This window comes from Pseudomonas sp. HMSC076A11, from assembly GCF_001810205.1.
GTDB lineage: Bacteria > Pseudomonadota > Gammaproteobacteria > Pseudomonadales > Pseudomonadaceae > Pseudomonas > Pseudomonas aeruginosa.
The window spans coordinates 470-14,328 of sequence record NZ_KV800288.1 but is presented as its reverse complement, the minus strand read 5'-3'; the positions used below and the strand labels follow the sequence as shown (position 1 = coordinate 14,328).

Here is a 13,859-nt window from a genome sequence, read left to right as displayed (position 1 = left end):
GGCATCCGTATACCGCAGACGGCGCCTCTTGCCACCTCCCCGGGACGAATGGCGCAGCAACCGGGGTTGACGATCATTAACATGTTAAATATAACGTTAACACATTAACGAGTTTTCGCCAGGACGGCCCCCTCGCCGTTCGCTTATCGCGCCAGGAGACACCACCACAATGAGCCGCGCACTGAATGACGTCGCCGCCGGCACCCTGTTCGGCGTCGCGCTGAACTACAAGGGCCTGCTCGACAGCCGCCTGCCGGAGTTCCAGCAGCCGCCCTACCAGAAGCCTCCAGTGAAGCCGGTGTTGTTCATCAAGACACCGAATACCCGCAACGAGCACGACGCCCCGGTGCTCTTCCCGCGCGGCGTCGAGCGCCTGCAACCGGGCCCGGCGCTGGGCGTGGTGATCGCTCGCGACGCCAGCCGGATGAAGGAGGAAGAGGCCATGGCGCATGTCGCCGGCTACGTGATCGTCAACGAGTTCAGCCTGCCGGAAGACAGCTACTACCGCCCGGCGGTGAAAGCCAAGTGCCGCGACGGCTTCTGCCCGTTCGGTCCGCAACTGGTGCCGACGCAGGAGATCGCCGATCCCCATGCGCTGGAGCTGAAGCTGTACGTCAACGGCGAACTGCGCCAACGCAACAACACCGCCAACCTGGTGCGCGACATCCCGCGGCTGATCGCCGAGATCAGCGAGTTCATGACCCTGCACGCCGGCGACGTGCTGATCACCGGCACCCCGGAAGGGCGCGTCGACGTGCATCCCGGCGACCGCGTCGAGGTCGAGATCGACGGCCTCGGCCGCCTCGCCAACAGCATCGTCGCGGAATGAGGAACCGACCATGAAACACGCACGCATCCGCTACCAGGGCCGGGTTCACCAGGTCACCGTGGAAGACGCCAACGCCGTCCGCCTGGCCGACGGCACCCTGCTCGCCGAGGACCGGGTGGAGTGGCTGCCGCCGGCCACCGGGAGCATGTTCGCCCTCGGCCTGAACTACGCCGACCATGCCGCCGAACTGTCGTTCAAGGCGCCCAGCGAACCGCTGGCGTTCATCAAGTCGCCGGGCACCTACACCGGCCACCGCCAGGTCAGCTGGCGTCCGGACAACGTCGACTACATGCACTACGAGTGCGAACTGGTGGCGGTGATCGGCAAGCCGGCGCGCAACGTCCGCCGCGAGGACGCCCTCGGCTACCTGGCCGGCTACACGGTGTGCAACGACTACGCGATCCGCGACTACCTGGAGAACTACTACCGGCCCAACCTGCGGGTGAAGAACCGCGACGCCACCACCCCGGTGGGGCCGTGGATCGTCGACGCGGCCGAGGTTCCCGAGCCGAACCGGCTGGTCCTGCGCACCTGGGTCAACGGCGAGCTGCGCCAGGAAGGCAGCACCGCGGACATGATCTTCGACATCCCCTACCTGATCGAATACTTCTCCAGCTTCATGACCCTGCAGCCGGGCGACATGATCGCCACCGGCACCCCGGAAGGCCTGTCCGACGTGGTCCCCGGCGACGAAGTGGTGGTGGAGGTGGAAGGCGTCGGTCGCCTGGTCAACCGAATCGTCAGCGAGGCCGAATTCTTCCGCGCCCGCGCACAGGAGCACGCAGAATGATCAAACACTGGATCAATGGCCGCGAGGTCGAAAGCAAGGACGTCTTCGAGAACTACAACCCGGCCACCGGCGAGCTGATCGGCGAGGTTGCCAGCGGCGGCGCGGCGGAAATCGACGCGGCGGTGGCGGCGGCCCGGGAAGCCTTCCCGAAATGGGCCAATACCCCGGCCAAGGAGCGCGCGCGCCTGATGCGCCGGCTCGGCGAGCTGATCGACCGGAACGTGCCGCACCTGGCGGAACTTGAGACCCTCGACCCCGGCCTGCCGATCCACCAGACGAAGAACGTGCTGATCCCGCGCGCCTCGCACAACTTCGAGTTCTTCGCCGAGGTCTGCACGCGGATGAACGGGCACAGCTATCCGGTCGACGACCAGATGCTCAACTACACCCTGTACCAGCCGGTGGGCGTCTGTGGCCTGGTCTCGCCGTGGAACGTACCGTTCATGACCGCCACCTGGAAGACCGCGCCGTGCCTGGCGCTGGGCAACACGGCGGTGCTGAAGATGTCCGAGCTGTCGCCGCTGACCGCCAACGAGCTGGGCCGCCTGGTGCACGAGGCGGGCATTCCGCCGGGGGTGTTCAACGTGGTCCAGGGCTACGGCGCCAGCGCCGGCGACGCGCTGGTCCGCCACCGCGACGTGCGCGCGGTGTCCTTCACCGGCGGCACCGCCACCGGGCGACGGATCATGGAGGCGGCCGGGATCAAGAAATACTCGATGGAACTGGGCGGCAAGTCGCCGGTGCTGGTCTTCGAAGACGCCGACCTCGAGCGGGCGCTGGACGCCGCGCTGTTCACCATCTTCTCGCTGAACGGCGAGCGCTGCACCGCCGGCAGTCGCATCTTCGTCCAGGAAAGCGTCTACCCGCAGTTCGTCGCCGAGTTCGCCGCGCGCGCCAGGCGCCTGATCGTCGGCGATCCGCAGGACCCGAAGACCCAGGTCGGCTCGATGATCACCCAGGCCCACTACGACAAGGTCACCGGCTACATCCGCATCGGCCTCGAGGAAGGCGCCACCCTGGTGGCCGGCGGCCTGGAGCGTCCGGCCGGCCTGCCGGCGCACCTGAGCAAGGGGCAGTTCATCCAGCCCACGGTGTTCGCCGACGTGGACAACCGCATGCGCATCGCCCAGGAGGAGATCTTCGGCCCGGTGGTCTGCCTGATCCCGTTCAAGGACGAAGCCGAGGCGCTGCGCCTGGCCAACGACGTGGAATACGGCCTGGCCTCCTACATCTGGACCCAGGACATCGGCAAGGCCCATCGCCTGGCACGCGGCATCGAGGCCGGGATGGTCTTCATCAACAGCCAGAACGTGCGTGACCTGCGCCAGCCGTTCGGCGGGGTGAAGGCCTCGGGCACCGGACGCGAAGGCGGGGAATACAGCTTCGAGGTATTCGCCGAGATCAAGAACGTGTGTATATCCATGGGCAGCCATCACATCCCCCGCTGGGGCGTGTAGGGCGCGCTCGTGCAGAGCGGCCGCCCGAGGCCGCCAGCAGCGCCGGCGTGCAGACACAATCAGAAGAATCCGGGCGAGCCGCCAGCGGCCGCGCCCGCTGCCAGGCCCAACGGGCCACCAGGAGAATCGTCATGGGCAAAGTCGCTCTGGCTGCCAAGATCACCCACGTACCCTCGCTGTACCTATCCGAGCTGCCCGGCCCGCGCCACGGCTGCCGCCAGCCGGCGATCGACGGGCACCGCGAGATCGGCCGGCGCTGCCGCGAACTGGGGGTCGACACCATCGTGGTGTTCGACACCCATTGGCTGGTCAACGCCGGCTACCACATCAACTGCGCGCCGCACTTCGAGGGGCTCTACACCAGCAACGAGCTGCCGCACTTCATCGCCAACATGGAGTACGGCTTCCCCGGCAACCCGGAGCTGGGCCGCATCCTCGCCGAAGGCTGCAACGCGCTCGGCGTGGAGACCCTGGCCCACGACGCCACTACCCTCGGCCCGGAGTACGGCACCCTGGTACCGATGCGCTACATGAACCAGGACCGCCACTTCAAGGTGGTCTCGGTCTCCGCCCTGTGCACCGTGCATTACCTGAACGACAGCGCGCGCCTGGGCTGGGCCATGCGCAAGGCGGTGGAAGAGCACTACGACGGCACGGTGGCGTTCCTCGCCAGCGGCTCACTGTCCCACCGCTTCGCCCAGAACGGCCAGGCGCCGGACTTCTCCGACCGCATCTGGAGCCCGTTCCTCGAGGTCCTCGACCATGAAGTCGTGCAGATGTGGCAGGAAGGCCGCTGGGCGGAATTCTGCGGGATGCTCCCAGAGTACGCCTCCAAGGGCCATGGCGAAGGCTTCATGCACGACACCGCGATGCTCCTCGGCGCCCTCGGCTGGTCGGCCTACGACGGCAAGGCGGAGGTGGTGACGCCCTACTTCGGCTCCTCCGGCACCGGGCAGATCAACGCGGTATTCCCGGTCACCGCCCAGGACGGCTCGGCGATTCCCGCCGCCCAAGCCGGCAACCCGGCCGGCGCCAGTTGCGCCAGCCGCCTCTGAGGACGCCACCATGCCGCACTTCATCGCCGAATACACCGACAACATCGAAGCCGAAGCCGACCTGCCCGGCCTGTTCGAGAAGGTCCATGCCTGCCTTGGCGCCAGCGGCGTTTTCCCGCTCGGCGGCATCCGCAGCCGCGGCGTGCGCCTGGACACCTGGCGCATGGCCGACGGCAAGCACGACTACGCCTTCGTCCACATGACCCTGAAAGTCGGCGCCGGTCGCGACCTGGAGACTCGCCGGCAAGTCGCCGAGGCACTTTTCGAGGTGATCACCGCGCACTTCGCCGAGCTCCAGGCGCGACGCCTGCTGGCGCTGTCCTTCGAACTCACCGAACTGGACGCGGAGCTGAACTACAAGCGCAACAACGTGCATGAATTCCTGAACAACCCGGCGGACTGACCGGCCCGCCATAACGCTGCACTCACCCAGCTCGCCTCCCGGCCACCGACAGGTCGCCGGGACGTCCGGGCGCTCACAAAAAGTACAAGATCATGAGCACAGCCAGCACCCTGAACAGCACCACCCTGCCTCTCAGCGACAGCACCCACGACCGCGTCACCTGGCGGCTGATGCCGCTGCTGCTGGTGTGCTACGTCTTCGCCCATCTGGACCGCATCAACATCGGTTTCGCCAAGTTGCAGATGAGCGCCGACCTGCACTTCAGCGACACCGTCTACGGTCTCGGCGCCGGGCTGTTCTTCATCGCCTATGCGCTGTTCGGCCTGCCCAGCAACCTGATGCTGGAACGGATCGGCCCGCGCCGCTGGATCGCCTGCCTGATGCTGGTCTGGGGCTGTCTCTCCACCGCCATGCTGCTGGTGGAGACCGCGCGCGGCTTCTACCTGCTGCGCTTTCTCCTGGGGGTCGCCGAGGCCGGCTTCTTCCCCGGTATCCTGGTCTACCTGAACCGTTGGTTCCCGGCGCGCCGACGCGGGCAGATCACCGCTCTGTTCGCCATCGCCGTGCCCATGGCCGGGGTGATCGGCGGACCGCTTTCGGGCTGGATCCTAGAAGGCTTCCATGACGCCCTCGGACTGCGCGGCTGGCAGTGGATGTTCCTGATCGAAGGCCTGCCGGTTGTGTTGCTCGGCGTGGTGGTCTGGTGCTCGCTGCCGGAAAGCTTCGAACGGGTGACGTGGCTCAGCGACGAACAGAAGCACCTGCTGCGCGAGGAACTGGCCGGCGAGGAGCAGCGCAAGACCATCACCTCCTTCTCCGGCATCTTCAGCAATCCGCAGGTGTGGCTGCTGGTGGCGATCTATTTCGCGGTGATGCTGGCGGTGAACACCATCGCGTTCTGGATGCCGAGCCTGATCCATGGCGCCGGCATCGCCCAGGACAGCCGCATCGGCATGCTCAGCGCGGTGCCCTATCTCGCCGGCTGCGCCTTCATGATCTTCATCGGCCGTTCCTCCGACCGCCTGCGCGAGCGCCGCTGGCACCTGGGCATTCCGTTGCTGATGGCCGCCGCCGGGCTCAGCCTGGCGGCCCTGGCACCGACCAGCGCCTGGCTGGTGATGGGCGGCCTGGTGATCGCCGGGATGGGCGCCAGCGCCGCCCTGCCGATGTTCTGGCAACTGCCGCCGGCCTTCCTTTCCAGCGCCACCCTGGCCGCCGGAATCGCCCTGATCAGTTCCTTCGGCAGCATCGCCGCCTTCCTCGCGCCCTACCTGATCGGCTGGATGCGCGACACCACCCAGAGCGCCAGCCTGGCCCTGTACCTGCTGGCCATCCTCATCGCCCTCGGCGCCGGCCTGGTCCTGCGGACCCCCGCCGCCGTGGTCAACCCACGCTGAACCGAGAGACCCCGACCATGCTCGATCCCCGTCTGATCCAGGAAGCCGCCAACCGCCTCGACGCCGCCGAACGCTCGCGCCAGCAGGTAAGGCAGTTCTCCCTCGACTACCCGGACATCGCCATCGAGGACGCCTACGCCATCCAGCGCGCCTGGGTCGAGCGCAAGATCGCCGACGGGCGCGTGCTCAAGGGCCACAAGATCGGCCTGACCTCGCGCGCCATGCAGGTCTCGTCGAACATCAGCGAGCCGGACTACGGCGCCTTGCTCGACGACATGTTCTTCGAGGAGGGCAGCGACATCCCCTTCCAGCGCTTCATCGTGCCGCGGGTCGAGGTGGAGCTGGCGTTCATCCTCGGCAAGCCGCTGAAGGGACCGGGCTGCACCCTGTTCGACGTGCTCGAGGCCACCGAGTGGGTGATCCCGGCGCTGGAGATCATCGATGCGCGCATCCAGCAGGTCGACCCGCAAACGAAAGTCACGCGCAAGGTCTTCGACACCATCTCCGACAACGCCGCCAACGCCGGCGTGGTGATGGGCGGCCGGGCCGTACGGCCAGGCGATATCGACCTGCGGCGGGTACCGGCGATCCTCTACCGCAATGGCGTGATCGAGGAGTCTGGCGTCTCCGCCGCGGTGCTCAACCACCCGGCCAAGGGCGTCGCCTGGCTGGCCAACAAGCTGGCGCCCTACGGCGTCTGCCTGGAGGCCGGCCAGGTGATCCTCGGCGGCTCCTTCACCCGCCCGGTGGCGGCCGCGCCGGGGGACACCTTCCACGTCGACTACGACCTGCTCGGCAGCATCTCCTGCCGTTTCGTCTGAGGAGGCATTTCCATGGACCTGCCCGTCAATCGCTTCAAGCAACGCCTGCGCAGCGGCGAGGCGCAGATCGGCCTGTGGCTCGGCCTGGCCGATCCCTACTGCGCGGAGCTGGCCGCCAACGCCGGCTTCGACTGGCTGCTGCTGGACGGCGAGCACGCGCCCAACGACCTGCGCAGCCTGCTCGGCCAGTTGCAGGCGCTGGCGCCCTACCCCGGCCAGCCGGTGATCCGCCCGGTGCAGGGCGACACTGCGCTGATCAAGCAATTGCTCGACATCGGCGCGCAGACCCTGCTGGTACCGATGGTCGACAGCGCCGCCCAGGCCGAAGGGCTGGTGCGCGCCGTGCGCTATCCGCCGGCGGGCGTACGCGGGGTCGGCAGTGCGCTGGCCCGGGCCTCGCGCTGGAACAGCGTGGCGGAGTACCTGAACCACGCCGACGAGCAGATGTGCCTGCTGGTCCAGGTGGAAAACCTGGAGGGCCTGGCCAACCTCGACGCGATCGCCGCCGTCGAGGGCGTCGACGGCGTGTTCATCGGTCCGGCCGACCTCAGCGCAGCCATGGGCCATCGCGGCAATCCAGGCCATCCCGAGGTGCAGGCGGCCATAGAGGACGCCATCCACCGCATCCGCACGGCCGGCAAGGCCGCCGGCATCCTCTCCGCCGACGAGACACTGGCGCGGCGCTACCTGGAGCTGGGCTGCGCGTTCGTCGCGGTGGGCGTGGACACCAGCCTGCTGATGCGTTCGCTGCGCGAGCTGGCGGGGCGCTTCAAGGGCGGCGCGCCGGCGCCGTCCGCCAGTTCCTCGGTCTACGGCTGAGGGGTGCGCCCCGCTCCCGCTGCGGGAGAGGGGCCAGGTCGGCGTTGCGGCAGGTATCGGCGTCGGTCCGGGGGCGTATGCCTAGCGTCGGCGGAACAACGGTCGCGGCTCGATCGCCGAGCGGCCGTAGAGCACGCTCAAACCCGCCAGCCCCTTGAGCGCATCCTCGACGTTCTTGTCCTCGCGCACCGCGAAGGCATCGAAGCCGCACTGGCGCATATGGCTGAGCTGGTCGCGCAACACGTCGCCCACTGCGCGCAACTCGCCGCTCCAGCCCAGGCGCACGCGCAGCAGGTAGGCCAGGCTGTAGCCACGACCGTCGCGGAAGCTGGGGAAGTCGACGGCGATCAGCGGCAGCTCGGCGAAGTGCGGCAGCAAGGCCTCCACCTCATCGTCCGGCGCCAGCCAGGGCGCGGCGGCTCCGGCCTCGCCGCGGCGCTCCAGCCAGGCCGCCAGAGGCAGCAGCAACGGCCCCGGCGGCAGCGCGTCGGGCAACTCGCGCAGGAGTTGCCAGGGATCGTCGCGGCAGACCTCGGCGACGCCATCGCGCAAACGGATCAGGTTGTTCATGCCGGTTCCTCCATCCTGGCGTAGACCCGGGCCTTGAACGGCTCCAGGCCGACCCGGTTGAAGGTGTCGATGAAACGTTCCGGGCCGACCCGCAGGTCGGTGAAGGTTTCGACGATCCGTTCGATCACCGCCGGCACCTCGGCAGCGCTGAACGATGGCCCGATCACCTTGCCCAGCGCGCTGTCCTTGCCCTGGGCGCCGCCGAGGGTGACCTGGTACCACTCGCTGCCGTTCTTGTCGACGCCGAGGATGCCGATGTTGCCGATGTGGTGGTGGCCGCAGGCGTTCATGCAGCCGGAGATGTTCAGGCTAAGCTCGCCGATGTCGTGCAGGTGGTCGAGGTCCTCGAAGCGCTGCTGGATACCCTGGGCGATGGGGATCGACTTGGCGTTGGCCAGCGCGCAGTAGTCGCCGCCGGGACAGGCGATGATGTCGCTGAGCAGGCCCTGGTTAGGCGTGCCGAGGCCGGCTGCGCAGGCCTCGCGCCACAGCGCGTGGAGGTTCTCCAGGCGCACGTCGGGGAGCACCAGGTTCTGTTCGTGGGCCACACGGATCTCGCCGAAACCGTAGCGCTCGGCCCAGTCGGCGACGCGTTCCATCTGCTCCGCGGTGACGTCGCCCGGCGGCGCGCTGGCGCCGGGCTTGGTCGACAGCACCACCGAGGCGTAGCCCGGCACCTTGTGCGCCTGGACGTTGCGCGAGGCCCAGCGGGCGAAGGTCGGATCGGCCGCACGGGCGCTGCCGTAGGCCAGCTCGCCGTCGGCCGGCGGCAGGTAGCGCGGCAATACGAAGCGCTCGGCGACCCGCTGGCACTCCTCGGCAGTCAGTTGCGCCGGGCCGTCGCGCAGGTGCTGCCACTCTTCCTCCACCTCGCGGGCGAAAGCCTCGATGCCCAGCGCCTTGACCAGGATCTTGATCCGCGCCTTGTACTTGTTGTCGCGCCGGCCGTAGCGGTTGTAGACCCGCAGGATCGCCTCGACGTAGGACAACAGGTGCTGCCAGGGCAGGTCGTCGCGGATCACCTGGCCGAGCATCGGCGTGCGTCCCAGGCCGCCGCCGACCAGGACCCGCAGGCGCAACTCGCCGGCGTCGGGGTGGCGGTAAAGGTACAGGCCGATGTCGTGCATCTGCACCGCGGCGCGGTCTTCCACCGCCGAACTGAGGGCGATCTTGAACTTGCGCGGGAGGAACAGGAACTCCGGGTTCACCGTCGACCACTGGCGCAGGATCTCGGCCAGCGGCCGGGGGTCGGTCCATTCGTCCGCGGCGACCCCGGCGAAGGCTTCGGTGGTGATGTTGCGCACGCAGTTGCCGGAGGTCTGGATCGCATGCATCTGCGCGCCGGCGAGGTGTTCGAGGATATCGCCGACCTGCTCCAGTTCGATCCAGTTGAACTGGATGTTCTGCCGCGTGGTGAAGTGCCCGTAGCCGCGGTCGTAGTGCCGGGCGACGTGCGCCAAGGCGCGCAGTTGCGGCGACGAGAGGGTGCCGTAGGGAATCGCCACGCGCAGCATGTAGGCGTGCTTCTGCAGGTACAGGCCGTTCTGCAGGCGCAGCGGGAGGAACTCCTCCTCGCTCAGTTCGCCGTCGAGGCGGCGGGCGATCTGGTCGCGGAACTGCGCCACCCGCTCGCTCACCAGCGCCTGGTCGTATTCGTCGTACTGGTACATCGCAAAGCCCTCATCGACAGGGTTTCTCCACCGATGACGGGCAGGGTGCGTGGCGAAGAAACCGGGGACCGGCTGCGCCCCTGTTTCTGGCGACAGGATGGGCCGGTGTTCACTGGCACCCACTATCGCCCGCGTACAGACAGCGAAACAGCGGCAGATTCCGCCGAAAAAAACACATCAGATGGCCGACGGCGGCGAATTCGTGCCGCCTGCGACCGGTTGCCACGGGGCGCATATCTGTACTGCCCGAGGTCGCTCGGCATCCCGCGGCAATGCTGGGCCGCTGCTTTCCGGAGGCATCTGATACGGTTTTTCCCGCTCGATCTGCCGCTGTTTCGCCCATCAGCCGGTTCCTATAGTCGCAACCGCCTCTCCAGCCTGATGGGCCTACGAAAAATGAGCGAAAGAATTCCCGCGATCCAGGTCGAGCCCGCCGCACCGGCCGCTCCGTCGAAACAGCCGCCCGCGCCCGGCAAGCTGCCGTCGGCGGTGAACGGCCCGATCTACACCCGCAGCTTCACCGGTCTGTTCCGCAACTTCCGCCGCCTCGGCGGCGGCCTGCTGTTCCTGCTGTTCTTCGGCACCCTGTGGCTGAACTGGAACGGCCGCCAGGCGGTGCTCTGGGACCTACCCGAACGCAAGTTCTACATTTTCGGCGCGACCTTCTGGCCGCAGGACTTCATCCTGCTCTCGGCGCTGCTGATCATCGCCGCCTTCGGCCTGTTCTTCATCACCGTGTTCGCCGGTCGCGTCTGGTGCGGCTATACCTGCCCGCAGAGCGTGTGGACCTGGGTGTTCATGTGGTGCGAGAAGGTCACCGAGGGCGACCGCAATGCGCGGATCAAGCTCGACCAGGGTCCGGCGAGCGCCGCCAAGCTCTTGCGCAAAACGGCCAAGCACGCGCTGTGGCTGGGTGTGAGCCTGGTCACGGCGATCACCTTCATCGGCTACTTCACTCCGGTGCGGCCGCTGGTGGCCGACCTGTTCAGCTTCCAGCTGGACCTGGAAAGCCTGTTCTGGGTGCTGTTCTTCACCGCCGCCACCTATGTCAACGCCGGCTGGCTGCGCGAGCAGGTGTGCATCCACATGTGCCCCTACTCGCGCTTCCAGAGCGTGATGTTCGACAAGGACACCCTGATCGTGTCCTACGACGCCGCCCGCGGCGAGTCCCGCGGCGCCCGCAAGAAAGGCAGCGATCCGCGCGCCCAAGGGCTCGGCGACTGCATCGACTGCCAGCAGTGCGTGCAGGTCTGCCCCACCGGCATCGACATCCGCGACGGCCTGCAGATCGCCTGCATCGGCTGCGCCGCCTGCGTCGACGCCTGCGACTCGATCATGGACAAGATGGGCTATGAACGCGGCCTGGTGCGCTACACCTCGGAACGCGCCCTGGAAGGTGGCCAGACCCGCTTCCTGCGTCCACGCCTGGTCGGCTACGCGGCGGTGATGCTGGCGATGATCGGCGCCTTCGTCGTCGCGCTGGATGCCCGCCCGCTGGCCTCGCTGGACGTGACCCGCGACCGTGGGCTGTTCCGCGAGAACGCCGCCGGGCAGATCGAGAACATCTACACCCTCAAGGTCATCAACAAGACCCAGCAGCCGCAGCGCTATCGCCTGCAACTCGACGACGCGCCGGAGTTCCGCCTGCAGGGCGAGCACACCCTGAGCCTGAAGCCCGGCGAGATCCTCGACTTCCCGGTGTCGGTGGCCTCTACCGCCGAACGCGCCAGGGCCGGCTCGCAACCGCTGGCGTTCAGCCTGCGCGGCATCGACGACCCGAGCCTGGCGGTCGGCAGCACCAGCACCTTCGTTTCGCCGGCGCGCTGAGGAGGCCGCGATGAGGCATGACAACACGGTCCCGGCGCGCATAGAGTGGGCGCCAGCGGCCGTGCCCACGGCCAGCCAGGACAGCGGCCAGGACAAGATGAAGCGCTACGAGAAATTCGCCGACGAGATTGCCGAGCTGATCCGCACCGGCGTCCTCGCCCCCGGGCAGAAGGTGCCCTCGGTACGGCACGCCAGCCGTACCTACGGGGTCAGCGCTTCCACCGTGTTCCAGGCCTACTACCTGCTGGAAAGCCGTGGGCTGATCATGGCCCGCGCACGCTCCGGCTACTTCGTCTGCCAGCACGTGCAGCGGCCGCTGCCGGAACCGGAGATCAGCCCGCGCCAAGCCGACGCCACCGAGGTCGACGTCAGCGAGCTGGTGTTCTCCGTACTCAGTTCGATCAAGGACCCGGACACCGTGCCCTTCGGCTCGGCGTTCCCCAGCCCGCAACTGTTTCCCCTGCCGCGCCTGGCGCGCTCGATGGCCCACGCGGTGCGCGACATGGACCCGCAGTCGGTGGTCGCCGACATGACGCCGGGCAACCATGGCCTGCGCCGGCAGATCGCCCTGCGCTACATGGTCGGCGGCCTGCTGCTGCCGGTGGAAGAACTGGTCATCAGCAACGGCGCGCTGGAGGCACTCAACCTCTGCCTGCAGGTGGTCACCCGTCCCGGCGACCTGGTGGCCATCGAGGCGCCGGCGTTCTACGCCACCCTGCAGGTGCTGGAACGGTTGAAGCTGAAGGCGGTGGAAATCCCCGTGCATCCGCGTGAAGGCATCGACCTGGAAGTGCTCGCCGACAGCCTGGAGCGCCTGCCGATCAAGGCCTGCTGGTTCATGAGCAACTTCCAGAACCCGATGGGCGCGAGCATGGACGACGAGAAGAAACGCGCCCTCGCCGAGCTGCTGGCGCGCCACCAGGTGCCGATGATCGAGGATGACGTCTACGCCGAGCTGTACTTCGGCCAGCAGGCGCCGAAACCGGTCAAGGCCTACGACCAGGAAGGCCTGGTGATGCACTGCAGTTCCTTCTCCAAGAGCCTGGCGCCGGGCTACCGGGTCGGCTGGGTGGCCGGCGGACGCTACGCCGAGCAGATCGAGCGACTGAAGCTGATGACCAGCCTGTCGGCGTCGATCCCGGCCCAGGCGGCCATCGCCGACTATCTCCAGCACGGCGGCTACGACCGCCACCTGCGCAAGCTGCGCTACGCCCTGGAGACCCAGCAGAACGCCATGCTCGCGGCGGTGGCGCGTTACTTCCCCGAGCAGACCCGGGTCAGCCGTCCCAGCGGCGGCTACTTCCTCTGGCTGGAGTTGCCCGAGGCGGTCGACTCGCTGCGCCTGTTCCAACTGGCCCTGGCCCAGGGCATCAGCCTCGCCCCGGGGCCGATCTTCTCCGCCACCCGCCGCTTCGCCCATTGCGCCCGGCTCAACTACGGGCACCCGTGGAGCGCGCGGCAGGAGAAGGCGATGGAGACACTCGGGCGGATCGCCCAGTCGCTGGCGGGATGACGCCCCGCAGACGGAAAGCCACCCCGGCGTAGGGCGGATAACCGCGCGCGGTCATCCGCCATGATCGGCTCGCGTCCCCCATCCCGGTATGCGCCGCCGCCCTGCACGAACGCCTTCCCCCGCCCCATCTGATACCCAAATTCCATATCGACCTGAAGCTGTTTTACCCCCGCCCCAGCCCTTAGATTGCAGGCTCCGGCCGGCGCCCCGTCTCCCCCCTCGACGGCGGTCGCCGGCTGTTCATTTCTTTCGGGACTGTACAGATGAACAAAGCAACGACGGAACCTGCCTACAACTACAAGGTGGTTCGCCAGTTCGCCATCATGACCGTGGTATGGGGCGTGATCGGCATGGGGTTGGGCGTACTGATCGCCTCGCAACTGGTCTGGCCCCAGATGAACTTCGACCTGCCCTGGACCAGCTTCGGCCGCCTGCGGCCGCTGCATACCAACCTGGTGATCTTCGCCTTCGGCGGCTGCGCGCTGTTCGCCACCAGCTACTACACGGTGCAGCGTACCTGCCAGGTGCGACTGTTCTCCGACACCCTGGCCGCCTTCACCTTCTGGGGCTGGCAGGCGGTGGCGGTGATCCTGCTGGTCAGCCTGCCGCTGGGCAACACCACCACCAAGGAATACGCCGAGATCGAGTTCACCGGCGCGATCTGGCTGGCGATCGTCTGGGTCGCCTACGCGGTGGTGTTCTTCGGCA

General features: G+C 67.8%; 13 protein-coding genes. 11 read left to right on the top strand and 2 right to left on the bottom strand.

The window, feature by feature from the left end:
- Nucleotides 1-169 precede the first annotated feature (169 nt).
- The 8 genes from HMPREF2716_RS10125 (at nucleotide 170) to hpaI (ending at nucleotide 7,571) form a co-directional block, all read left to right on the top strand.
- A complete protein-coding gene (locus HMPREF2716_RS10125) occupies nucleotides 170-829 on the top strand; it encodes a fumarylacetoacetate hydrolase family protein (protein WP_033938023.1) in 660 nt (219 codons plus the stop codon).
- 10 nt (nucleotides 830-839) lie between these two features.
- Nucleotides 840-1,619, top strand: a complete 780-nt coding sequence (locus HMPREF2716_RS10120; protein WP_003101268.1) for a fumarylacetoacetate hydrolase family protein — start codon at nucleotides 840-842, stop codon at nucleotides 1,617-1,619.
- Nucleotides 1,616-3,076, top strand: coding sequence for a 5-carboxymethyl-2-hydroxymuconate semialdehyde dehydrogenase (gene hpaE, locus HMPREF2716_RS10115; protein WP_070621881.1), 1,461 nt, complete (start codon nucleotides 1,616-1,618; stop codon nucleotides 3,074-3,076). Before HMPREF2716_RS10120 ends, hpaE begins: the two co-directional genes overlap by 4 nt.
- 131 nt (nucleotides 3,077-3,207) lie before the next feature.
- Nucleotides 3,208-4,131, top strand: a complete 924-nt coding sequence (gene hpaD / locus HMPREF2716_RS10110) for a 3,4-dihydroxyphenylacetate 2,3-dioxygenase (RefSeq protein WP_003093449.1) — start codon at nucleotides 3,208-3,210, stop codon at nucleotides 4,129-4,131.
- Between the two features lie 10 nt (nucleotides 4,132-4,141).
- Nucleotides 4,142-4,534 carry a 5-carboxymethyl-2-hydroxymuconate Delta-isomerase gene (locus tag HMPREF2716_RS10105; RefSeq protein ID WP_003093450.1) on the top strand — a complete coding sequence of 131 codons (393 nt, stop codon included), beginning with the start codon at nucleotides 4,142-4,144 and terminating at the stop codon, nucleotides 4,532-4,534.
- 92 nt (nucleotides 4,535-4,626) lie between these two features.
- Nucleotides 4,627-5,931: an MFS transporter gene (locus HMPREF2716_RS10100; protein WP_003101263.1), complete on the top strand. Its 1,305-nt coding sequence runs from the start codon at nucleotides 4,627-4,629 to the stop codon at nucleotides 5,929-5,931.
- A gap of 17 nt (nucleotides 5,932-5,948) precedes the next feature.
- A complete protein-coding gene (gene hpaH, locus HMPREF2716_RS10095) occupies nucleotides 5,949-6,752 on the top strand; it encodes a 2-oxo-hept-4-ene-1,7-dioate hydratase (protein WP_003101261.1) in 804 nt (267 codons plus the stop codon).
- Nucleotides 6,753-6,764: 12 nt separating this feature from the next.
- Nucleotides 6,765-7,571, top strand: a complete 807-nt coding sequence (gene hpaI, locus HMPREF2716_RS10090) for a 4-hydroxy-2-oxoheptanedioate aldolase (protein ID WP_003113007.1) — start codon at nucleotides 6,765-6,767, stop codon at nucleotides 7,569-7,571.
- An 81-nt stretch (nucleotides 7,572-7,652) separates the two neighbouring features.
- Here hpaI and HMPREF2716_RS10085 read toward each other — a convergent pair whose 3' ends face one another.
- Both HMPREF2716_RS10085 and HMPREF2716_RS10080 read right to left on the bottom strand, forming a co-directional pair.
- On the bottom strand, nucleotides 7,653-8,141 hold the full coding sequence (locus HMPREF2716_RS10085; protein ID WP_003093457.1) for a DUF934 domain-containing protein: 489 nt from the start codon (nucleotides 8,139-8,141) through the stop codon (nucleotides 7,653-7,655).
- Nucleotides 8,138-9,811: a nitrite/sulfite reductase gene (locus HMPREF2716_RS10080; protein WP_024928767.1), complete on the bottom strand. Its 1,674-nt coding sequence runs from the start codon at nucleotides 9,809-9,811 to the stop codon at nucleotides 8,138-8,140. Before HMPREF2716_RS10080 ends, HMPREF2716_RS10085 begins: the two co-directional genes overlap by 4 nt.
- Nucleotides 9,812-9,916: 105 nt before the next feature.
- On the opposite strand from HMPREF2716_RS10080, the gene ccoG reads away from it, so the two are divergent.
- The 3 genes from ccoG to HMPREF2716_RS10065 form a co-directional block, all read left to right on the top strand.
- Nucleotides 9,917-11,638, top strand: coding sequence for a cytochrome c oxidase accessory protein CcoG (gene ccoG / locus HMPREF2716_RS10075; protein WP_073650828.1), 1,722 nt, complete (start codon nucleotides 9,917-9,919; stop codon nucleotides 11,636-11,638).
- Between the two features lie 97 nt (nucleotides 11,639-11,735).
- Complete coding sequence (mapR, locus tag HMPREF2716_RS10070; protein ID WP_003101248.1) at nucleotides 11,736-13,151, top strand: GntR family transcriptional regulator MpaR; 1,416 nt, start codon at nucleotides 11,736-11,738, stop codon at nucleotides 13,149-13,151.
- A 263-nt stretch (nucleotides 13,152-13,414) separates the two neighbouring features.
- A partial coding sequence (locus HMPREF2716_RS10065) for a cbb3-type cytochrome c oxidase subunit I (protein ID WP_049263012.1) occupies nucleotides 13,415-13,859 on the top strand: 445 nt, incomplete at its 3' end.